18 protein-coding genes are annotated in these 23,666 nt (G+C 40.1%); 17 read left to right on the forward strand and 1 reads right to left on the reverse strand.

What is annotated here, in order from left to right:
• The first annotated feature begins 22 nt into the window (after positions 1–22).
• From D9X91_RS15375 to D9X91_RS15450, 16 genes are all read left to right on the forward strand, one after another.
• Positions 23–913, forward strand: coding sequence for an endonuclease/exonuclease/phosphatase family protein (locus tag D9X91_RS15375; protein ID WP_121681531.1), 891 nt, complete (start codon positions 23–25; stop codon positions 911–913).
• A 111-nt stretch (positions 914–1,024) separates the two neighbouring features.
• On the forward strand, positions 1,025–2,188 hold the full coding sequence (locus tag D9X91_RS15380; RefSeq protein WP_233569818.1) for an ROK family protein: 1,164 nt from the start codon (positions 1,025–1,027) through the stop codon (positions 2,186–2,188).
• 21 nt (positions 2,189–2,209) lie between these two features.
• Positions 2,210–2,923, forward strand: coding sequence for a 6-phosphogluconolactonase (locus D9X91_RS15385; protein WP_121681533.1), 714 nt, complete (start codon positions 2,210–2,212; stop codon positions 2,921–2,923).
• A 22-nt stretch (positions 2,924–2,945) separates the two neighbouring features.
• Positions 2,946–3,872, forward strand: coding sequence for an ROK family protein (locus D9X91_RS15390; protein ID WP_121681534.1), 927 nt, complete (start codon positions 2,946–2,948; stop codon positions 3,870–3,872).
• Positions 3,869–5,254, forward strand: coding sequence for a family 4 glycosyl hydrolase (locus D9X91_RS15395; RefSeq protein ID WP_121681535.1), 1,386 nt, complete (start codon positions 3,869–3,871; stop codon positions 5,252–5,254). The genes D9X91_RS15390 and D9X91_RS15395 overlap by 4 nt, the downstream gene beginning before the upstream one ends.
• 52 nt (positions 5,255–5,306) lie before the next feature.
• Positions 5,307–7,427: a glycoside hydrolase family 3 N-terminal domain-containing protein gene (locus D9X91_RS15400; protein WP_121681536.1), complete on the forward strand. Its 2,121-nt coding sequence runs from the start codon at positions 5,307–5,309 to the stop codon at positions 7,425–7,427.
• Positions 7,428–7,821: 394 nt separating this feature from the next.
• Entirely contained in the window at positions 7,822–8,862 is a 1,041-nt protein-coding gene (locus tag D9X91_RS15405; protein WP_121681537.1) for a LacI family DNA-binding transcriptional regulator, read from the forward strand.
• Between the two features lie 46 nt (positions 8,863–8,908).
• A complete protein-coding gene (locus tag D9X91_RS15410) occupies positions 8,909–9,877 on the forward strand; it encodes an ABC transporter permease (protein ID WP_407644198.1) in 969 nt (322 codons plus the stop codon).
• Between the two features lie 15 nt (positions 9,878–9,892).
• Complete coding sequence (locus D9X91_RS15415) at positions 9,893–10,780, forward strand: carbohydrate ABC transporter permease (protein ID WP_121681538.1); 888 nt, start codon at positions 9,893–9,895, stop codon at positions 10,778–10,780.
• A gap of 128 nt (positions 10,781–10,908) precedes the next feature.
• Positions 10,909–12,507: a type 2 periplasmic-binding domain-containing protein gene (locus D9X91_RS15420; protein WP_121681539.1), complete on the forward strand. Its 1,599-nt coding sequence runs from the start codon at positions 10,909–10,911 to the stop codon at positions 12,505–12,507.
• Positions 12,508–12,594: 87 nt separating this feature from the next.
• A complete protein-coding gene (locus D9X91_RS15425) occupies positions 12,595–13,206 on the forward strand; it encodes a YesL family protein (RefSeq protein WP_121681540.1) in 612 nt (203 codons plus the stop codon).
• Between the two features lie 24 nt (positions 13,207–13,230).
• Positions 13,231–14,565: a glycoside hydrolase family 30 protein gene (locus tag D9X91_RS15430; RefSeq protein WP_121681541.1), complete on the forward strand. Its 1,335-nt coding sequence runs from the start codon at positions 13,231–13,233 to the stop codon at positions 14,563–14,565.
• Positions 14,566–14,606: 41 nt separating this feature from the next.
• Complete coding sequence (locus D9X91_RS15435) at positions 14,607–15,617, forward strand: Gfo/Idh/MocA family protein (RefSeq protein ID WP_121681542.1); 1,011 nt, start codon at positions 14,607–14,609, stop codon at positions 15,615–15,617.
• 84 nt (positions 15,618–15,701) lie between these two features.
• The gene (locus D9X91_RS15440) at positions 15,702–18,044 is read left to right on the forward strand and encodes a glycoside hydrolase family 2 TIM barrel-domain containing protein (RefSeq protein ID WP_121681543.1); all 2,343 of its coding nucleotides are present in this window, start codon (positions 15,702–15,704) and stop codon (positions 18,042–18,044) included.
• A 338-nt stretch (positions 18,045–18,382) separates the two neighbouring features.
• A complete protein-coding gene (locus D9X91_RS15445) occupies positions 18,383–19,846 on the forward strand; it encodes a serine hydrolase domain-containing protein (protein ID WP_148709081.1) in 1,464 nt (487 codons plus the stop codon).
• A gap of 228 nt (positions 19,847–20,074) precedes the next feature.
• The gene (locus D9X91_RS15450; RefSeq protein WP_233569819.1) at positions 20,075–21,493 is read left to right on the forward strand and encodes an ATP-binding protein; all 1,419 of its coding nucleotides are present in this window, start codon (positions 20,075–20,077) and stop codon (positions 21,491–21,493) included.
• Between the two features lie 110 nt (positions 21,494–21,603).
• On the opposite strand, the gene D9X91_RS15455 is transcribed toward D9X91_RS15450, so the two are convergent.
• Positions 21,604–22,164 carry a cysteine hydrolase family protein gene (locus D9X91_RS15455; protein WP_121681546.1) on the reverse strand — a complete coding sequence of 187 codons (561 nt, stop codon included), beginning with the start codon at positions 22,162–22,164 and terminating at the stop codon, positions 21,604–21,606.
• A 159-nt stretch (positions 22,165–22,323) separates the two neighbouring features.
• On the opposite strand from D9X91_RS15455, the gene D9X91_RS15460 reads away from it, so the two are divergent.
• Positions 22,324–23,652, forward strand: coding sequence for a DUF2252 domain-containing protein (locus tag D9X91_RS15460; RefSeq protein ID WP_121681547.1), 1,329 nt, complete (start codon positions 22,324–22,326; stop codon positions 23,650–23,652).
• Positions 23,653–23,666 lie beyond the last annotated feature (14 nt).

Consider the following 23,666-nt stretch of genomic DNA (forward strand, 5'->3'; position numbering starts at 1 on the left):
AATACAGAATGGGGAGTTAAGAATGAATCAATTTGAAAAGATAAAATTGATGACCTTGAATACTTGGCTTGGCAGTTCAGTTGTTAAAGAAGGCATAAGCAAGTTAGTAAAAGCTGTAAAGGCGTCAGGTTCAGATATTGTAGGTTTTCAGGAAACACCTGACCCCGGGAAGGAAACTGCACTTAAGCTGGGTTGGTATTTTCATCAAAATCAAGCCGGTCTTGCGAATTGCAGTATCATCAGTAAACATCCGATTATCGAAGGGGTTGATATCGGAGGGGTGAGTGCGGTGATGGTGAAAATTCAACTTCCTTCCGGAAAGGTGATTGTAGTGGTGAACACTCATTTGTACTATGATCCATATGGTCCGTATTGGGCGATGTTCAATGGAAAAACACCAGAAGAAATAATTTCAATGGAGAACGCGATACGGGGGGCAGAGATGGCAAAGGTGCTTTATGAACTTTCCCCATACATAGCCACAGACATTCCGGTTTTTCTTATGGGTGATTTTAATACACCTTCACATTTGGATTGGAATCGAGACATGAGCATGATTCATAAAGGGTTGGAGATTGATTGGCCGGTTACCTTGATGGTTGAAAAAATGGGACTGATCGATTCGTATCGCGCCATTCATCCTGATCCAGTAGATTCGCCAGGCTATACTTGGTCTCCTGTTCATACCCCCGAGTTTCCTTGGGGTAGCAATCCATATGAACCCCAGGACCGCATCGACTTTATTTTTTTTCATGGAAATTTGAAAGTGGTCAATTCCAATGTGTTCTTCTTAGGAAAACCAAGGGGATACGGAAGCCATGAAGATAATGAATGGCCCTCTGATCATGCTGCGGTTATTTCAGATTTTCACATTACTAACAGTGATTCAAGAGAGCATGATCGGATGTTTTGAATTGACTAAAGACAAAATCAATCGATATAATGTAAATAGGGTACGACTGTACCTGTTTATTTTCGTTAATTATTTAATAAAATTAATTAATTATGTTTTTAAATGTAGAGGGTGGATGAATTGAAATCATTTTTACCAAATGACATAAAGGATGAAAATAGAAAGATTGTTTTTGAAATTTTATTGCAAAATCCAGAACTTGCAAAGGTTGAAATCACAGAGAAAACAACCATGAGCTTTGTAACCGTCAGCAAAATTGTCTCTTTCTTTGAGCAAATAAAACTTCTCTCAGTCAGCGGAGAAAGTCGTGATGGTAGTGGGGGGCTTGGACGCAAAAGGTCTGTCTACCGGTTCAATGAGAATAGCTATGTTACGATCGGGGTGCAGCATATCGGCAAAAAAATTCTGGCTGTGCTTGTCAATTTACATAGTGAGGTCATCAGTACGTATACGCTGGATACCAACGTTCCATTTCATAGCGAAGCTTTCTTTGAGGTTTTTGTCGATATTATTAATAAGATGAAGGCTGAAGCAGAAGCGAAGAATGCGACGATTGTAGGTGTAGGGGTAGGGGTAGATGGAGCAATCAACAATCGAAAGAAAACGATTAGGATGAAGATTGATGAAAGTAAAGAAGAAGATTACCCCTATGAGGATATTATACAAGGGTTGGAAGAGCAGATTGGCCTGCCAATCATCTTGGAAAATGATGTGAACGCTTCCACCATTGCAGAGTTTGCCAACATGGATCGTTTTGGGAATGGACCAAGTGATTTGGTTCAAATTGCTCTTGGGGATGGTATAGGGGCAGGGATAATGATCGATAAAAAATTGCATAGAGGCTACAACGCGAGTGCAGGAGAATTGGAATATATGTGTTTTGATCCAGAACATATCAATACTCCTTTATCCGTTGGCTGGCTGGAAAGCAGGCTGAATATCGACTATCTCTCGAAACACTTTGGCTTTGAAGTAGCTGACATTCCAGAAATGTCTCCCGCAGATGCTGAAAAGTGTGTGGATTATATCTCAAAACATATCGCATTAGCTATAACCAATATTATCAGCTTGTTAGATATTAATCAGATTATTGTTAGCGGCAAAACCATCATATTGTTTTCTAATCACAAAATAGTTGAAAAGATCAAAGGATATGTAAACCGGCTTACTGGCTGGGATCCTAACATTTCAGCAAGCTTTTCCAAGCAATCAACAGCTGTTGGGGCCGCCATTCTTTCCTTGCAGAGAGAAATGTCAAAAGTAATTTCAGGATAATAGGATGAGGGAAGTGAGTTAATGCTAAAGATTTTTGAGAATGAAGAAATGACGGCTGCTGTAATTGCAAAAGAAATGAAAGACGAATTACAAAAAAGCAGCCCGGTTTTTTGCCTAGCTTCAGGCAGTACCCCTAAGAGAAGCTATTTACAGTTTGCAAAGGCTGTAGAAAACAGCCCGGATTTGAAAAGATTAAAAATCGTCAGCTTGGACGAGTGGGTAGGAATTGATCGAAACACCAAGGGAAGCTGCTGCCAAATGCTAAACGAAGATTTATTTTCATTGGCGGGAATCGCTGATGGCCAAATAGAATTTTTTGATGGATTGGCAGCAGATTTACATAAGGAATGCAGGCGGATTGATGCATTTATCGAAAATCATCCAATCACTTTCAGTTTAATGGGTGTAGGGATGAATGGACATATCGGCTTAAATGAACCCGGATTGCCAATATTGGATCAAAGCAGCGTCATTCCGTTATCTGAAACAACTAAGGTTGTTGCCCAAAAATATTTCGATGCACCGACCGATTTAACTAAAGGCATGACCTTAAGCCTAAATCAAATCAAAAAGAGTTCAAAAGTTATTGTGGCTATTACCGGGGAAAGAAAAGCAGATATTGTAAAACAAATATTCGAACATCCGGAAGCAAAATTACCTGCACAGGAATTGCTTGGATACCCGCACATCGATTTCTATTTAGATCGGTCTGCTGCAAAATATTTGAATAAATGAATTTTACGGGGAGTTTTTGTTTATGGGAGATATGGTAATAGGAGTTGATATTGGAGGCACGAATATAAGAGTTGGTTTAATCAACAAAGACCTTCAGCTGCTAAGAAAAGAAACAGCCTTAACATCCAAATTTACACAAGCAAATGATTTCTTCCAACATATTAAAACAATGATTGAAAGGATAGATTTCCAGAGGGAAGCTTCTAAGATAGGCATGGTACTGCCCGTCCCCTGGGAGGAGAGCATGCAGAAAATTTCAGATGCTTCCAATCTTCCTTTTTTAGAAAATACGCAGGTCAATGAGATAAGATCTTTCTTTCCCGAGTATGAGCTCTATTTTGAAAATGATGTTAATGTCATCGCCTTGTTGGAATCGAATTTCGGATCATCTAAAAATTCAGAAAATTCTTTATATATTACAGTGAGTACCGGTATTGGAAGCGGCATGATCTTGAACAATTCCATCTATAGAGGGACAAATGGCTACGCCGGTGAAATCGGAAGCATGATTATTTCAGATGAAAACAAACATCATCTTTTGCTCTACAAAGGGACCTTGGAATCATTATGCAGCGGAAGATCATTGGAAGCAGAGAGCATCAAACTATACGGTGAAAATTCGACGGCAAAGTTATTGTTTGAACACTACCAAAATGGTGATAAGAACGCAATTGTTGTAATCGAAGCATGGGTGGATTATTTTTCAAGTGCCATTGCGACTCTTATGCAAATAGTGGACCCGGAAGTATTTGTTCTCGGCGGATCAGTCATTTTTCATAATCAATGGTTGATTGAAAGGATCATAATCAGCACTAAACAGAAGGTATTAAAACAATTAAAAGATAAAGTGAATATCAAATTGGCGAAATATGGTCTGGATGCCGGTATGATCGGTGCTGGGCACATGGCGATAAAAAATCAATCTTTTTATAGGAGTGAAATAATATGAAGAAATTGAAAGTTTCATTAGTCGGTGCAGGAAGCATTTCTTTTGCATTAGGTGCTTTACAGGATTTGGTTTTGTCTGAAAGACTTAAAAATCAAGTGGACTTGGAAATAGCTTTAATGGATATTGTTGAAGAAAATTTAAACCGGACATATAACTATGCCCATGAAATGTTTTCCGAATTCAATCATCACGCAAAGATTTGGAAAACGACGGAATTAAGGTCTGCAGTTGCAGATGCTGATTTTGTCATTGTGGCGATTGAAGTGGAGCGATATTTTTATTGGTCACAGGACTTCCATGTTCCACGTCGGTTTGGCAGTAAACAAATTTATGGGGAAAACGGCGGTCCTGGTTCAATGTTCCATACATTGAGGAATTTAGGGCCGATGCTGGAAATCGCCAAAACAATGGAAGAAGTTTGCCCAGAGGCTTGGTTCATTAATTATACGAATCCAGAAGCAAAACTTGTCGAAGCCATTTCAAAATTGACGTCAATCAAAGTTGTGGGCTTATGTCACGGGTTGGATATGGGAATTGATCAAATATCGGAATTTCTGGAGATGGATAGAGAAGATATTGGGGTCGAGGGCGGCGGATTGAATCACTTTGGTTTCTTTACGAAAATATGGGACAAACGGACGAATGAAGATTTATATCCCTTATTCCGTGAGAAAGAAAAGAAAGCCAATCGTTTAGCTCATTTCGACCATATCGCACTATCTCGAACCATGTTCCATATCTATGGATATTATCCATATCCGGGGACAAATCACATTGGAGAGTATATCAGCTATGCCGATGATTTCTATGCAGGTTTGCCGCTGCAGTATAGATATGATCCAATCCATGAAAAGCTGTGGGAAAAAGGAGCAAGGACACCAGAATTTATTTATTGTGCCAATGGGGATTCATTGGATAAGCCTATGTTCTCAGAGGTTAAAACGCATGAGGTTTGGACAGAAGAAGCTTATATTTTTGACAAAAACCATGTAGGGTTCAGCAATGAATATGCTATTCCGATTATTGAAGCAATTTATTTCAATGACGAGGTTACCTTAAACGCCGTCAATATGCAGAATAAAGGTGCGATAAAAGGACTGCCGGATGACATGGTTGTAGAAACCCAAGCAATTGTGAACGGAAGCGGCATTTCATTAAAGGCGATGGAGGTGGAACTTCCAGCAGCCATCGTAGGAACCATCCATATTCAAGGGACCATTCACCAATTATTAATCGAAGCGTTTTTGGAACAGTCAAAGACCAAGCTGCTTCAGGCAATACTATTGGACCCACAGGCACCAAGCTATTACCAGGCTTGTGCCATGATTGATGAAATGTGTAAACTGCAAAAAGATGTTTTGCCGGAACTTGAATGGATTTAGGCGGTGAGTTGGATTCAAGAAAGCCAATTCATCTTGATTGTGAGGTGCTTATATGAAAAGTGAACAAATTAAAGACCTATTAGGTCGGATGACATTGGAAGAAAAGGTCGGCCAGCTTTCGCAAATAACAGGGGAGCATTATGTAGGAAAAGTTAATGAAGAAATGGTGGAAACGGGGCCGGATTTTTCGAGCCTATCAATCAAGGAAGAGGCATTGTATACGATTGGCAGCATCATTGGTGTTTCCAGCGCGAAAATCACCAACTTGATTCAAGCTGAATATTTAAAAAAATCGAGGCTGAAAATTCCTTTATTATTTATGCATGACGCCATTCATGGCTACAAAACCATTTTTCCAATCCCATTAGCCTTATCATGCTCTTGGGATGAAGAAGTTGTACAGAAAACAGCTGAAGAAATTGCCTCTGAATTGCGGGCGGCTGGGATCCATGTCAATTTTTCACCAATGGTTGATTTAGTCCGTGATGCAAGATGGGGGCGAGTCATGGAATCATTTGGAGAAGATCCTATCCTATCAGGAGTCCTGGGGAAAGCAATGGTTAGAGGATATCAAAAATCCGATGGAAGACAGATTCCACAAGATGGTGTTGCTTCTTGTCTGAAACATTTCGCAGCATACGGGGGCGCCATTGCGGGAAAGGATTATAATGCTGTAGATATGTCGATGAGGGAGTTCTTCGAATACTATGGCAAGACATATGAAATTGCCTTGGAAGAGAATCCCCGCTTTGTGATGAGTTCCTTTAATTCATTCAATGGTGTGCCGGTAAGTGCCAGCAAAGAATTGCTGCGGGATATCCTGCAGACCAAATATCATTTTGAGGATATTCTCATTTCAGATTGGGGCTCCGTTGCTGAGCTTCAAAATCATAGGGTTGCTGCATCTCCGAAAGAGGCAGCAGATCTCGCCATTCAAGCTGGGATCGAGATTGAAATGGTGTCCACAACCTATCTGCAGTACTTGGAAGAGTTGATAGAAGAAAATCCTGCTTTGCTGGAATATGTGGATCGGGCTGTATTAAAAATATTGCATCTGAAAAATGATCTTGGTCTATTTGAGAACCCATATGTTGATGAGGAGAAGGAAAAAACTCATCACTTGAAAGAAGAGACCCTCCGGTTTGCGAAAGAAGCAAGCAAGAAAAGCTGTGTGTTGTTAAAAAACAATCAAGTACTGCCCATCAATAAAAATACTAAAAGAATTTTGATCGTAGGGCCATTTTCCAGCACGAGACAACTTCTGGGGAATTGGCATTGCAAAGGGAAATTCGAAGATGTCATTTCTCTTAAAGAAGGATTGATCGATGTCGCTCCGCAATTGGAAGTTCAAGCATATGAAACCTTGGAGGAATGCCCTGCACAGGCAATGCGAAATTGTGATTTTATCCTTGTTGCCATAGGGGAAAACTGGCAGCTAAGCGGCGAGGGTCATAGCAGCGTTCAGTTAGAATTAGAGCCCTTACAAAGACAGTTAATTAAAGATGTAAAATCCCTGGGTATTCCTTATGCTTGCATATGTTTCTCCGGACGGCCACTGGCGCTGCAAAATATAGTCGACGATATCCCAGCTTTGCTATGGTCTTGGTTTCCTGGAACGCAGGCAGGTACAGCCATCGCAGAATTAATCATGGGGAAGGATACACCTTCCGGAAAATTGACGATGTCCTTCCCGCGTCATTCTGCACAAGTGCCAATCTATTATAATGAATATAGTTCTGGCAGACCGGCAAATGATAGCAGCTACAGTAATCGCTATCAGGATTGTGAAATCGGACCGCTTTTCAACTTTGGACATGGGTTGACGTATACGAACACGACATATTCAGATTTCCAACTGTCCGACGAAAACATTACCGAGAATAACGAAATCATCATATCTTTTAAGATTCATAACCCAAGTGACTATGATTACTCGGAAATTGTGATTTTATATATTGAAGATGTTATTTCACAGACAATCCGTCCAGAACGTGAAATGAAAAAGTTTAAAACGATCCCAATAGCTGCGAAACAGAGCGTGAAGGCTTCGATGACGATTCAAATGGACGATTTGAAATATGTGAACTCTAAATTGAAACGAACAATTGAAAGGGGAAATTTCAATATTTACATCAACGATACAACGAAGCCGATTTTTACAATTGAATATTGAATCGGTTTTCATTTAATAAGCCGTGCCGCTGATTCGACTTTATATCAGTGGCTTGAATATTATTTAATAACATTAATTAATTAAATAAAATTAAATTGACATTAGATTTTTCGATTAGTATGATTGTATTAACAAGAAAGATAACGCTTACATAAAATTGGGGGGGAATGCAAGAGGAAAAAATAAAAGGCTGTTTCTCAAAGATTGTAGGTTTAATAGGTTTATAAAATTAATGATTATTGGGTTTATGAATCAATTAAAAGAAAGAGATTTATTTTTTTATCAAGAAAAGTCGGAATATTTAAAATCTTAAATGTTGCCGGCAGGAACATGTTCACGATTATTTTTGGTGGAAAGACCATATAAAAACGTTTTTATAAAAAGGAAGAGCCAAATGAGTAAAGTAACAATAAAAGATGTAGCGAGAGAATCGGGGGTTTCGATTTCTACAGTTTCCAATGCGCTCAATGGCGTGGATGTATTGAACCCGGCCACGAAAGACCATATTTTAGAAGTTGCCAAACGTTTAAACTACGTCCCAAATCTCAATGGCAAGCTATTGAAATCAGGCGAAAGCAAGATGCTGGGCTTTCTGACAACAAGCATAAGCGGACCGTATTTTTATGTGCTGGCCGAGGCAATGGCTCGGATGAGTGAAAAACTTGGCTACGGATTCAGTATCGTCATTGCGAAAGATAAGCAAGTCATTCTGAGCAATATACTAGGCAGGCGTGTGGACGGAGTCATTATTTTCGAGGAGTTAATGATTGATGATAATGATGTTGCGACCATGGAAAAAGAGCAAGTACATGCGGTCTTTCTAGACCGTGTGATTCAAAAAGAAACGATGGGCAGCGTCATCTTCGATTCGTACTTTTCAGGCTATGAAGCTGCCAAATACTTAATCAGCCTAGGACACCAAAAGATTGCTTACATAGCCGGTGTGGATACAATGTATGACAGTGTTCAGCGTCAAAAAGGATATTTGGCAGCATTGGAAGAACATCACTTTGAAGTGGATGAAGATTATATCCTTCAAGGTTATTTTGAAGAAGAAGGTTCTTATAATGCTGTAAAAACATTTATTCATTTGCATCAGGAGAAGGTGCCGGATGCCTTTTTAGCCGGAAATGATCTTAGTGCAATAGGATGCATCAAGGCATTGAAATCTGAAGGGTACCAGGTTCCTGATGATATTAGTGTCATGGGGTTTGATGATATTAATCTGGCACAATACTTTTCTCCGCCCCTGACAACGGTGAAAAATCAGATAGCGAGACAAGGAAGGCTGGCAATAGAGCATCTTGTTCAGATGATTCAAAGGGAAGAAAAAGGAAAGATTCAAATGCTGAAGGGTGAAATTGTTGTTCGTCATTCGAGCAGCTTGAAATTGGATAAGGATTTTGTGTGGAAGGCAGCGGCAGCGGAAAAATAAAAACGTTTTTATTTTTGTATGAATATTATTCAAGTCTAGGGGTGAAGTGGTGAAGACATCAATTACTTTACAATCTAAAAGCAACATTGCTGTGGAGCGTCGAAAAAAGAAATTTTATTCTGGATGGAGAAACCAATGGGAGCTTCAATCCATGATCCTCCCTGGTGTGATTTTTATGATCATCTTCAGTTACATACCTATGTATGGCGTGTTAATCGCCTTTAAACACTACACTGTTTTGGACACCTTCAGCACCGCACCTTGGGTCGGGCTGGAGAACTTCAAGATTATCTTCACTGATCAATATTTTTGGGGTGCAATGGTCAATACATTAGGGATCAGTTTTTTGAAACTTGCTTTTGGGTTCATTACCCCCATTATTTTAGCCATTATGATTCATGAATTGGCAGACGGTCCATTCAAAAGAATGATGCAGACCGTTTCATATTTGCCTCACTTCTTATCTTGGATTGTTTTAGGCGGAATGTTAATCACGTGGTTTTCGACTACAGGATTATTTAATGATTTGTTAATGTCAGTGGGATTATTATCAAAACATCAAAATTTCCTGTTGGATGAGGATAAATATTGGTGGATCGCCACACTATCCGACGTATGGAAGGAAGTTGGTTGGGGGACCATTTTATACTTGGCGGTCATGACCAAAATTGATCCTACCTACTATGAAGCAGCCAAGATCGATGGTGCGACCCGCCTTAAGCAAATTTGGCACATAACTATTCCTATGATGAAAAATATTATCAATTTAAATCTAATCTTATCCATCAGTGGCATATTAGGATCAAATCTCGATCAAACCTTAGTATTAATGAATTCTCAAAACCAAGCGAAAGCTGAAGTTCTGAGTTCGTATGTATACCGGATCGGGATGACGCAAGGAGATTTCTCGTATTCGACAGCTGTTGATTTAGGGACTTCCATCGTTTCAATTATCCTGCTGCTGACAGCCCATAAAATAACGAAGCGATTAAATGATAATGAATCGATCATATAGAAAGGAGAGGAATCCATGAAAAGAAAAATCGTAAAAGAAGATGTGGATAGCCAAGTATTCAATTTTTTCAACATTCTTTTGATGATCATTTTTACCGCTATCATCATTATCCCCATCTGGAATGTGCTGATCTCCTCGTTTAGCTCAGGGAAATCATTAGCTGAAGGCGGCTTTGCTTTATGGCCGAGGGATTTTTCGTTGGAAAATTATCGTGCTGTTTTCAGGGATGATTCAATCTGGCAGGCGTTTTTCATTTCTGTTGCAAAAACAGTCATTGGGGCGACGACCCATGTATTATTCTGTGCAATGGTGGCTTATGGCTATAGTAAAAAACATCTTAAAGGCCGAAAGTTATATTCCGCAATCGGAATTGTGACGATGTTCTTCAGTGGCGGAATGGTGCCAACCTATTTGCTGATGAAGTCATTAGGTCTATTAGATAGTTTTTGGGTCTATATCATTCCAGCACTGTTGAGCTTTTTTGATGTCATCATTTTAATGAACTTCTTTAGAAGCATCCCAGACTCATTAGAAGACTCTGCGAAAATTGATGGGGCGGGGGATTGGAAGATTTTCATGAAAATATATTTACCGTTATCCAAGCCTGCTTTGGCTACCATTGCTTTATTTAATGGGGTTGGACAGTGGAATGACTTCTTCACCACGAAATTGTATATCACAAACAAGGCACTATACCCGCTGCAAATGAAAATCTATGAAATCATTGTGCAATCACAAACACATACCATGCAGAACATCGGTGCTTCTGTTGTGCTTGAAACAACGGCAAAAGGAGTCCAATTAGCGACAATTGTCGTTACGACACTGCCGATCATTTTGATTTATCCATTACTCCAAAAACACTTCCTCTCTGGAATGATGTTGGGGGCAGTAAAAGAATAAACATACAAATTGCGTGTTATCGAACGACTCGACAATAAAGGAGGGGGTGCAGAGCAGAGTCATGCTGTTTAGCTTTAGGGTGATGGATGTAGCGTTTTTAGATCGTCTTAATTAAAGGGGGAAGAATGATGATGAGAATAAAGTCTTTTCTTAATGCAGGTTTCCTATTATTGTTGGCGCTTTCACTTGTGTTGACCGGATGTACTTCCAAATCCAGCAGCGCAGTAAAAGGGAATACAGATTATAAACTTGATAAAAATACACCTGCTTGGAAATTGGATAAAACAAAGAAAACGACGACGTTAACCTGGTATGTTAATGCGGATTGGTGGAACACCGATTATGGCCATGACTTTGTAACGAAGCAGATCAAAAAGGATTTGAATCTCGATATCAAATTCATCACTGGTGATGATACAAAGTTAAACGCCCTTTTTTCCAGCGGGCAGATACCTGATATTATCTCCATTTTCGATGCGAATTCTCAAATGGCGCAAAAGGCAAATACGTGGGCGCTGCCACTTGACGATTTAGCCAAAAAATATGATCCATATTTTAATAAAGTCGCTTCCAAAGAGACAATGGATTGGCATAAGCTGAGCGACGGCAAAACATATGGCTACTCAAACTACTCAAATACGAAAGCCGATTATGATAGCGGCATTATTCCTTCAACTACTGCATTCGTTATTCGCAAGGATGTCTATGATGCAATTGGCAAGCCTGAAATGAAGACTCCAGAGCAATTTGTGAGTGCCATGGAGAAAATCAAAACTCAATTTCCAAAGTTAATTCCATTTGGTCCAGGAGAAGCCTTTGGGGAAATTTTGCAAGATTATATCGGTGTTCCACTGCAAACGGATAGCGGGGAATTCTATAATCGTAATTTAGATGAGGATTATCTGACTTGGATCAAAACATTTAATACTGTTTATCGAAACGGCGGTATTAGCGATGATAGTTTTGCAGATGACGACACTGCGTTATCCGATAAGATCAAGTCTGGTAAGTATGCCTCTATGTTAATCAGCGGCATCCCTCAAAAAGGCTCTGATTTACAAACCTTTATGACAAGCAACCCTGGCAAGGAATATATAGCGGTGGACGGACCACAGAGCACTGTTGGACATGAGCCTACATTAAGCCAATCCGGGATTACGGGCTGGATGATGAACTACATTACGAAAAAGTGCAAAAACCCTGCGAAAGCGATGCAGCTTTTCACGTATTTACTAAGTGAAAAGGGTGAAACCTTGACCACATTCGGAATTGAAGGACAAACCTATACCGTAAATGCGGACGGGAAGTATTCATTTACACCGGAATTAAAGGAAATGCGCCAAAAAAATCCTGAACAATTCAAAAAAGAATATAGGATGGGAGAGTTTTTCTTCTTTGGCCACGATAAATATAATGCGTTAAGTGATGATACGGCTCTAGAAGCTACGAAACAATTGACCGCTTGGGGCAAAGGCAAGCTCAAACCGCATTTCATCTTGGAAGGCATCGATCCGGATCAGGGAACACCTGAAGCCCGTGCAGTCAGTGAAATTCAAACATATTGGGATTCCTCATTGGTCAAAATGGTTCGAGCTAAGAACGACCAGCAATTTGATAAAGTTTTAGACAGTTACAAATCATTCCTAAAGCAAAACAACTGGGATAAGATCACAAAAATCAGAAGCGAAAAAATGGCGGAAAACCGAAAAAAATTAGGTCAGGACTAATTTGAAAATGCCAACAGTGGAGGTTGTAGATCCTCCACTGTTGGTTAGCTTTATTTACATCAGTTTAGATGAAGGGGTTAAACCGTTATGCAGAAAGTCTTTAATGTAGATGGCAGGATCTTTTCGACTTTATCGAAGGTTTTCGACCTGCTGATTTTAAATATCCTTTTTTTAATCAGCTGTGTGCCCATTGTGACGATTGGCGCCTCATTGACTGCTCTTTATTCGGTTACATTGAAAATGGTGCGGAATGAAGAGCTTTTTGTTGCCAGGGAGTTTAGGAGCAGCTTCATATCGAATTTAAAACAAAGTTCCATCATTTGGGTGGCTGCCTTGCTGTTCTTCGCTGCTTTGATATCGATAGGACACTTTGTTGTTCCCGTCAATTCTCTGATTCTATTTCCACTTTTATTACTGGCAACAATAATCTTGTTATCGTTCATGTATGTATTTCCCATGATAGCCAAGTTCAAAAACTCCAGTTTTCATATTTTGAAGAATGCACTATTTATTTGCCTGCACTCAACGGCTTATTCGATTTTATTATTCATAATGACGCTTTTCTTTTTAGTTGTCATTCCTATTTATATCCCAAAATTATTGTTCATTTGGTTGTTTTTAGGTTTTTCCGTATCAGCTTTTTTAAAATCATTTTTATTAGAGAAGGTTTTCAATACCTATGTCAAAAAGCAGCATTAACTTTGAACGAATAAGGAGACATATATGAATATAAAACTCATCACTACGACCTATCATGAGAATATCAAAAAAACTCGCGAGAGCAGTAATGACTTTTCTGCTGATTGCGGAGTAGAAATGAATGTAGTCAATATTTATCCAGAAATGGAGTATCAAACATTTGAGGGGTTTGGCGGGGCTTTAACTGAGGCTGCATCCTATACCTATTCTTTGATGGGTGAAAACAATCAAAAAAGAATACTGGATGCTTATTTTGGAAGTGAAGGTAACCGTTATAATCTAGTCCGCACACACATAGATAGCTGTGATTTTTCGGTAAATCAATATGCTGCCATTAATGATCCGTCTGATGCTGGATTAACTTCATTTAGCCTAGAGAGAGATGAGCAATATATTATTCCTTTTTTAGAAAAAGCCCAGCAAACAGCAAATAAAGAACTAAGTGTGATGCTGTCTCCATGGTCCCCTCCGGCTTTTATGAAAACGAATGGACAAAGGGCTGGAGGAGGATCTTTAAAACCTGAATATAGACAATTCTGGGCAGACTACATCTGTCATTATATCAAACAATATCGAGAAAAAGGCTTCTCCATTGACATGATCACGATCCAAAACGAGCCTAATGCTACTCAAACATGGGATTCCTGCTTATATACTAGTAAACAGGAGAAGGAGTTTTTACGAGATTATTTATATCCCTCCCTCGAAGCTAATCGTTTAGGAGATATTGAGGTCTGCATTTGGGATCACAATAAAGAGAGAATGTTTGAACGGGCCTGTGAAATCATTGATGAGGACACAAACAAAATGGTAAAGGGAGTGGCTTTTCATTGGTATACCGGCGAGCATTTCGATGCGATTAAACTGGTCCGTGAAAAATTCCCCGATAAGAAGCTTATCTTCACCGAAGGCTGTGTGGAATACAGCCGATTTAGCGAAGCTGGGCAGTTGGAAAACGCTCAAATGTACGCTTATGACATTATCGGGAATATCAATGCCGGGATGAATGCTTTTATCGATTGGAACATCATTCTCAATAAAGAAGGCGGACCGAATCATGTAAACAATTTCTGTGATGCTCCCATCATGTGTGACACAGATAACGATATCATTCAAGAAAACCTGTCTTACACGTATATCGGACATTTCAGCCGTTACATTGAGCCAGGCGCTAAACGTATTGCTTCAACGAAATATACCGATAAGCTGGATGTTGTCAGTATGAAAAACCCTAATGGTTCCATTGTGATTGTATTGCTGAATCGTTCACAAGAAGCAGTCCCTGTTGCACTTCGAATAGCTGGTCAAGTGACAGAGTTTTCGGTACCAGCTGCCTCTATTGTTACAGGTGTTATTTAACCAAGTCGAATATATTTAAGCAATCGCTGGAGGAGATCAAAATGAAGCTGATTCAAGTGGGTCTTGGAGCTCATGGAAAATGGGTTGGCAGCCAGTTTGTCATCCCATCCACGGACTTCGAATATGCTGGATTGGTTGATGCCGATCCAAAATGTCTGAAAGAAGCAGCGGAGTTATTAGAAGTTCCGAAAGATCTATTGTATACCGAATATCACAAAGGGTTTAAGGATCTTCAAGCTGATGCAGTACTTATTGAAGCAGCGTCGCATGTCCACTATGAAATTTGTAAAGAAGCACTAAATAACAACCTACATGTCCTTATAGAAAAGCCATTTACATTACATATAAATGAGGCATTAGAGCTGGTAGAATTGGCCGCACAAAAAAACATGAAAATAATGGTCAACCAAAATTACCGCTGCAATTCCAATGTTCTTACCTTAAAGAAGGCAATCCAGGATGGAAATTTGGGGCAGCCGTTGTTTGTTAATTCTCAATTTTATTATCATCATGTGGGAAAACCATACCAGCGTGAAATGAAAGACTATATGCTGCTGGAAATGGCAGTACATCATATTGATATGATGCGATTTTTATTTGAATGTAATGTTGCAAGTGTTCAGGGAAAGACCTGGAATTCACCGGAAAGCGGTTATCAAGGAGACCCGAATGTTCATGCAGTCTATGAAATGGAAACAGGAATTCCAATTTTTTATCTGGGCAGTTTGCTTTCCAAGGGCAATGAAACCCCTTGGGAAGGAATATGGAGGATCCAATGTCAAGAAGGGTCCATTCATCTTGACGACCTGGGCAAAGGCTATGGGGTTTACTTGGTGGACTCAAGTCATACCCTTTCTAAAGTACAAAATTTTGTTCCAGACTTCGCCGATATTCATGGGATTCTTAGTGAATTTGCAGATTGTATTCGAAAGAACAGGGATCCAAGAACTTCCGGGAGAGACAATCTTCACACATTGGCAGCCATTATGGCAACAAGCGCTTCTTCAGCGGAAGGAAAGGCTGTTCATCCCTCGGATTTTCTCAAAGCATAGAGGCATGATTATTAGTGCAGCTCTACAGATTATAATAAATTGCGGATGCTTTATAGGGTGTCCAGATTGGCAGGTGTCCGAAGAATGATCAATTCAAAAGCAGGTCCAGCGTCATTAACTAACAGTTTGCGTTCCACTCTAAAATTAATGAAGATTGATGAAAAAATGATTCCTTTTCAAAATGGAATTCCATATCCATCATTTGAACCTCAAAGCCGTATGGTCCAATCACTTGAGGGAGAATGGAAAAAGAAGCGCTTTGAAGCAGATCATGATTGGACGATGACTAAGCGCGATGATAATTGGATAGCCAAAACAGAACAAGATTCATTCGGAATTACCGGAGTGGAATTTAATGATAGTACTTGGGAAACGCATTATATTCCGCTGCCAGAAAATAAGCTAACAGGAAAAGAAGAAGTGAATGGTGCCGAGACTTATGAAAATGGGGTTTGGTACAGGCGATGCGTTTTCCTTGATGAAAACTGGTCTGGAAAAACAATATCCCTAAAATGCTTGGGGTTGTCCTATGTGGGTGACTTCTGGATCAATGGCAGCTATGTCGGGTATCACGAAGGTGGCTATACGCCTTTTTCATTCGATGTGACTTCTTATTTGATCAACGGTGAAAACACCATCGTAGTCAGGGTCGATAATCCTCCCTGGACTTCCCGTATCGATACGATCCCTGCAGTTGATAATGATTTCTTCAACTATACGGGAATCATCCAAGATATTTTTCTTGAAGCGACTAGTGGGGTTCACGTCGCAAGGACAGATATCGTACCCCAAAATGTTGATGGCGATCTGGATATAACAGTAGTAGTTGAAAACCGTACGGAGCAATCTAGAAATATTTCTTTAAAAGGGAATATCTTTGAAACGGACTTTTTATCTGAAGACTGGCTTTCCGAACCTTGTGCGAAAAGCCTCTGCAAACAAAGGCTTGAAGTAAGGGGTCTTAAAGAAATGAAGGTAGAACTTGCTCCTTTTGAAACAAAGGTGCTTAACTATAGGCTGTCTATAGAAAATCCTAAGCTTTGGAGCATCCGGGAGCCGAATTTATATGTGCTGGAAGTTTTAATGTCTGAAGGGCAGCTTGAGGTTGATTCTTTTTATTCTCAATTCGGAATCCGAACGATCAAAACAAATCAAGCAAAGATATGCTTGAATGAAGAATCGGTTTTTCTTGCTGGTGTTGCAAGGCATGAAGAATGGCCAGGATATGGAAGAACTGCCTCTTGGGATAGGATCAAGAGTGATTTCCATCAAATTGCGGACTTATCTGTCAATATGGTCAGAACTGCACATTATCCCAACCATATTTATACATTCATTATGTTGGACCGACTGGGATTGACGGCGATGAGCGAAATCCCGTTGTGGCAGTTTGAGACGCATCATTACGAAGTGCAGGAAAATAGAGGGATCTCTTATCAGATGTGGCGTGAAATGGTTTTCTCCCACTTCAATAGACCATCGATCATCATGTGGAGCACTCAAAATGAATCCAAAGATGTAAAGCTTCGAAAAAAATACAATGAGAAATTAGTAAATGAGGTCCGGACTGCTTATAATGACGGCCGTTTGATTACGCAAAGCGCAGCAGCTGATCAGCCTGGCTTTGACGATGAATCGATGGAGCCATTGGATGTAGCGGGATGGACAATGTATTTTGGCATATTCCATGGAAGCACCCCGTATGAGGGAACGAGGGACTTCATTGAAAAAGCACATCAGAAATGGCCGGATAAACCCATTATCAATACAGAGTATGGAATCTGGAGCAATGCCGATGGAAGCAACCTGCAAGAGCAAGTTGCGATCTATAATGATGTTCAGTTGGCTTTGTTGGAAAAGGCAACCGTATCACCGCAAGGCTTTATAAATGAGAAAGGATTTATTGCGGGCATCGATTACTGGACAGCTTTTGATTGGTATGTCAACCATAACCAGTTCTATCAAACGATGGGTATGTATCATATGGATCGAACAACGAAAAAACCTTTGTATCATCGCTTTATTGAGGACCATCAGCGTTTAATGAAAACGACAAATGGGCTTGGAAAATACCAAAGTCCTGAACCAATGATAACGTTGAAGTTTAAAGAAGAAATACTATCTTCCGGAATGGTTGAATATATATTAGAAGAACCAAAGAATATGAATATATTCAATTACTTAACAGTGAAATTAATGGATTCACAATCCTTGGAAGGCATTAATGTCCAAATAGCAGATGTGAAAGGGAATATAACTTCGTTTCAGACATATGGAATTCAGGTGAACAGAGTCTATGAAGTATTTGTTCCTCTCTGGAAATTAAGTCATGAAGTGATCGCCAATGCTGCATCGATTCAATTAACCTATAATCCCAATCGACAATTAAAAGTTCTGGAACTGGCATGCATGATGGCTGGTAGGTAAGTGAGAAAAGAAGTGATGAGTGCGGCTCTGCACGCAGCACTTCTTTTTTAATGGCTATATTAAACCTTGGTGTTGATATTAGTCTGTTTCCAGCTGTTGATTGGAGTGCAAGTCGTAGACTCCGGCGGGAAAAGCGGAGTCAGGGAGACCCCGGAAGCGTTAGCCGAATAGGCAATAGGCGGATGTTCATTAAGTTCGGCACGTCCGGTGCCAACATCGAACGACCTCACTTCCTGTGAGGCCCGCGGATAGCGAAGACTTGCACGGAAATCAACAGCGGTATTTAAAAAAGCCTTTTTACATTGAAGTTTTAGTGGTTAGGAGGAAAAGCATTGCAAATGAAAAGTAAATTGCCAAGAAGTTCTCCGGAGGAACAAGGAGTATCTTCAAAAGCTATTTCTCAATTCTTGGATAATATCCAGGAAGAAAAGCACGAGCTTCATAGCTTGATGATTTTGCGTCATGGTCATGTGATTACAGAGGGATGGTGGAATCCATTTAATAGTGATAATGAGCATGCGCTATTTTCCTTGACTAAGAGTTTTACGTCTATAGCAGTTGGGTTTGCAATAAATGAAGGTCTTTTCTCTTTGGAAGATACCGTTTCATCTTTTTTCCCTGATATAGAGATTAATCAAATCAATGGGTTCAAACCTATTCAAGTCAGGGATCTACTAACGCTGAGCGTCGGCCATGAAAAGGCGACAATGGGCTGGGATCTACAGCAAATTAAAGGGAGCTGGATAGAACACTTTTTAAATATTCCTCTGGATCATGAACCAGGTACTCGATTCCTGTATAACACAAGTGCTTCTCATATGCTTTCGGCCATTGTACAGCAGGTTACAGGCAAAAAACTAATTGATTTTTTAGAGCCTAGGTTATTTGGTCCGCTGGGGATCTCGAAGCCGAATTGGCAAACCTCGCCTGATGGGCATAACACCGGTGGCCATGGAATGAGTCTAAAAACAGATGATATTGCTAAATTCGGTCAATTTTTATTACAGAAAGGTTTTTGGGAAGGCAGACAATTGCTGCCGGTGAGCTGGATCGAGGAAGCTTCATCCCTTCAAATTCTTAATGGAGACAATAAGGATGACGATTGGCAGCAGGGATATGGCTATCAGTTCTGGCTTTGTCGACATGGGGCTTACCGTGCTGATGGGGCATATGGTCAGTTTTGTATAATCCTGCCCGATCAAGAGGCGGTCGTCATAATGACGGGTGCGGTTCAAAATGGTGCACGTGTTTTAAATCTCGTATGGGAGTGTTTATTGTCCGCAATGAGAAAAGATCCATTTCCTAAAGACCTTTCAGCTCAAACGACTTTAAGACACCAATTGAAAAATTTGAGATTGGAAATACCGGAACTGGCGGAAATTTCTCCACTTTCCAAGGTAATCTCAAACAAGATATATAAAATGGATTCTAACATTCACAACATCAAAGAAGTATCGATCATGTTCGATTCAGATTCCTGTACATTCATGGTTATGGATAGCAGAGGCAAACATTATATTAAATGTGGTTATCAAGAATGGGTGGAAGGCACCACGGTACTATTCGACAATGTGTATCATTTCCTGTACCAGCCGGAAGAAGTAAAGGTATATGCTAAAGCAGGTTGGAAGAATGAGAAAGAATTCGAGATGATTTGGTGTTTTATTGATACACCTTTTACCGACAAACTGACTTGCCGTTTTGACGGAAAAAATATTCAACTAAAGAGAGAGATGAATATGGTCCAAGATCATGGTCAATATACAATTGGTGGGAGAATGGAGAAGAAATCATTTAATTAATTCCATTTTTGTTAAAATGAACATCTTAAAGAATGTTTTTAAAAGAGGGATTATTCAATGAACGACATAAAAGATCGATATATACTTGATTCTCACCAGAGGTGTCTAAGTGTATATAAATTAGATCCTTATCAACTTTCATTTCCTAGAGTTTGTCTTACGAAAAATAGATTAGAACAAAAGAAAGAACGAATAAATGAACTTCTGTCAGCGGCAAGGAAATTTATGATGAAATTAATTTCTGACCTGGAAGGGAAAGCAGTGCTTATTGTAGTCACGGACCTTGAAGGCTATATCTTAGAAATGTATGGCGACGAAAAGATGAAAAGTGATATTCAATCTTTGGGACTATCGATTGGAATCAAACTAAAGGAAGAAGAGGTAGGGACAAATAGCATTGCGATGGCATTGGACTTGGAGCAGCCTGTGCTGATAAAAGGCACTGATCATTTCCAACATAGCTTACATCAAAGTGCATGTTTCTCTGTACCTTTCCTCTATTCAGGACAAACTGGAGGTACAATCTCTGTGATGATGAGCTCCAATGATGCGAATTCATTCCATTTAGGACTACTACAATCAGCGGTAGATTCTATCGAACGGGAAGTAAGAGTGAATCAGCAGAATAAGCAGTTGATGGTGCTTAATCAAGTATTGATCGAGAATAGCCGAAATGGAATCATTATTACGAATGATGCGGGATTGATCATTGAATTGAACCCATATGCGGAGAAGGTGCTATCAGGGCAAAAAGAAGATCTCTATCATAAACCCATATCTACTGTTGAGAAAATAGAGAGCTATATGGAGGATACGGTAAAATTCAACAGAAAATATGAAGATATTGAAATAAAGATTTCCGATAATATCTTTCTCTTTGACTCCTTCCCTATTTATAATGAATCCCATGAACTAATGGGAGCGATTGGCCAATTTAGAGATATTACAGATCGATTGATGTTAGAAAAGCGTGTAATGGAAAATGAAAAGTTATCAGCAATTGGTAAAATAAGTGCGGGGCTTGCGCATGAAATTAGAAATCCGCTTACCTCGATCATAGGATTGTTGAGATTAGTTAAACGAAACTTCCAGACTGAACAAAAGCAGGAAGCATATTTCCGTATTATCTTCAGTGAGTTAGAAAGAATCAAAAATCTTGTACATCAATTAGTTTTGAAGGCCAAGCCAGATCAAAATGGAATCTCGAAATCGTTTTGTGCCATCGAAGAAATTATCCAAGATATCATTACTTTAATGGAAAATGAGTTGGAGAATAAAAAGATTTCAGTTGAAATCAAGTCAACCAATAAAGAAAAAATATTCATTGATCGTGATAAAATCAAACAGGTGTTCATTAATATTTTACAGAACGCCATTGATGCTATCGATTCGTATGGTCAAATATCCATTTCAACCGATCCTGATATGAAAAAGAGCGGAATAGAAATAAGCATTAGAGATGACGGAATTGGCATGGATGAAACTACATTAAAAAACCTATTTACTCCACTTTTTTCTACAAAAGAATATGGATCGGGACTGGGTTTATCAATGAGCAAAAACATTATTCAAATGCACGATGGAGAAATCAGCGTAGATAGTGAAAAAGGCAAGGGGACAACATTTACCATCTGGCTTCCAAATTGATTGTGTTATCCAGCTGGCTTAATATCCTCCCTGAAAGAATAAAAGAATCCGCACATAGCACCATGCTATGTGCGGATTCTTTTATGAAGTCTAATCAATTGATATGGTGATTACAGCCCTGCTGACCATTCATCCACTGTCATGACATCAGCCTGCCTTGGGAAGACCTTTTCAGTCAGGACGCGGTGGACTTCCTCGTCGCCATCCAGGCATGCGTCTGAAAGGACGCTCAGGCCATAGTCCTTATCCGCAGCTTCTCTTAAAGTGGACAACACCACTCCGCTTGTTGCAATGCCTGTCAGGATCAGCTGATCGGCTCCAAGGCCCCGCAGGACGACTTCAAGATCGCTTCCGCTAAATGCGCTTACCCGGCGTTTCGTTACGATTGGTTCATCCGCACGCGGCGCCAACGATTCATGGATCTGTGTGGATGCCTCTGATTGGACCATGCCGCCGTGTTTTCCGATGGCAGAAAACATTTTATTTTGCCCGCTGATTTCTGGATAGCCTTCACGGAATGCGACACGGACAAACACAACAGGAATTTCCGCTTTACGAGCGGCTTCAACAGCCTTCTGAAACGGAGTCAGCACCTCAGGCTTATCCGCATAACGGGATACGATCCCATTTTGAAGGTCCATGACCAATAATGCTTTCTTCGCTGATTTCATCACATTCAATCCTCTCTGATATCTACTAGTACTTTTATTGTCCAATATGTCCTGTTCATGTTCAAGAAATCCGCCTCGTTCACCCAAGTTTGCGGTCGTTTTTCAGCGGGAAAAGAAATGATATGAACAATTCTATTTGATTGATTAGGAGGAGAATGGATGCAAAGTATCGATGCATTGAAATCTACGCTGCGGAAACATACCATAACGTCAGTATTCGATCATTATGATGGTGAGATACTCGGACTTGACCATAATAAAAGATCCATTAAATATAAAAAGATGAAAAACAGTCCATTCCAATTTTATCGAGGAAGCGCCTATTTATTTTACTTCGATATCTCCAGTCTCCCGCTTGCATATCATACCCCGAAAGACAAACCTACTTGGATTCAAGGCGACCTTCACTTCGATAACTTTGGTGGGTTTCGCAACGAGAGTGGAGAGATGGTGTTTGACTCGAACGACTTTGACGAAGGCTATCTCGGGTCATACTTGTATGACGTCTTTCGAATGGCGACAAGCATCGGGCTTTATGGCGATCAGCTGGATTTTGACAGCGAGCAGCAGAAGTCATTCATTGAAGCCTATATAAAAGCATATCATCAGCAGCTTGAGAAATTTACAGAGCAAGAAGTTGATCCTGCCACTCTATCATTTACAAAAAAGAACACAGCTGGCCCTGTTTCAGACACATTAAGCAGCTTTGAAGAACGTGATGCAGTGGAAAAGCTGGAGCAAATGACCGTTGTGGAGGATGGCAAACGACGTTTTAAAGTGGAAGGAGCAATCGAGGAGCTTTCCGATGAGGAAAGACAGGGTCTTGAAGCCGCATGGCCGGAATACATTCAATCGCTCGATGAAAACAAACAATCCGCAGGCAGATTTTTTAAAATTAAGGATGCAGTCAAACTGATAGGGGCAGGGACTGGTTCCATTGGCCTTAACCGTTATTTCATCCTGATTGAAGGGGAAGGAAGCAATCAGATGGATGATGTGATTTTAGAGGCGAAGGAAGCCAGATACCCTGCAACGGGATATTATTTTCCTTATGACGATCTATTTAGCGATGAATCCGATATGCATCATGGCCGGCGCGTTATCAGGACCCAAAAGGCGATGCATTATCTTCAAGATCCATATCTTGGTTTCTTTACAATCGCCGATAGCCACTTTTATGTAAGGGAAAATTCCACTTTTGATGAAGAGTTGGATCCTGAAACCCTGCAGCAAAGTGACGATATGGTAGAAACGGTTGAAACGATGGGCAAGGTGACGGCGAAGATCCATGCGCGGGCGGACCGTGATGTCGAAGAGTCCCTGCCTCATGATAGTGAGGCGGTCATATTGAAGGCAATCGGTGATATTGAGCGCTTTTGTGAGGATATCACGAACCTTTCTATGTTTTATAAACAACGGGTGAAACAAGACTATGAGCTATTCAACGAGTGGCTGGAGGAAGAATTTCTAGGTGAAGGAAAGGATTAACATTTCAGATTGCG

It is taken from the genome of Falsibacillus albus (genome assembly GCF_003668575.1).
Taxonomy (GTDB): Bacteria; Bacillota; Bacilli; order Bacillales; family DSM-25281; genus Falsibacillus; species Falsibacillus albus.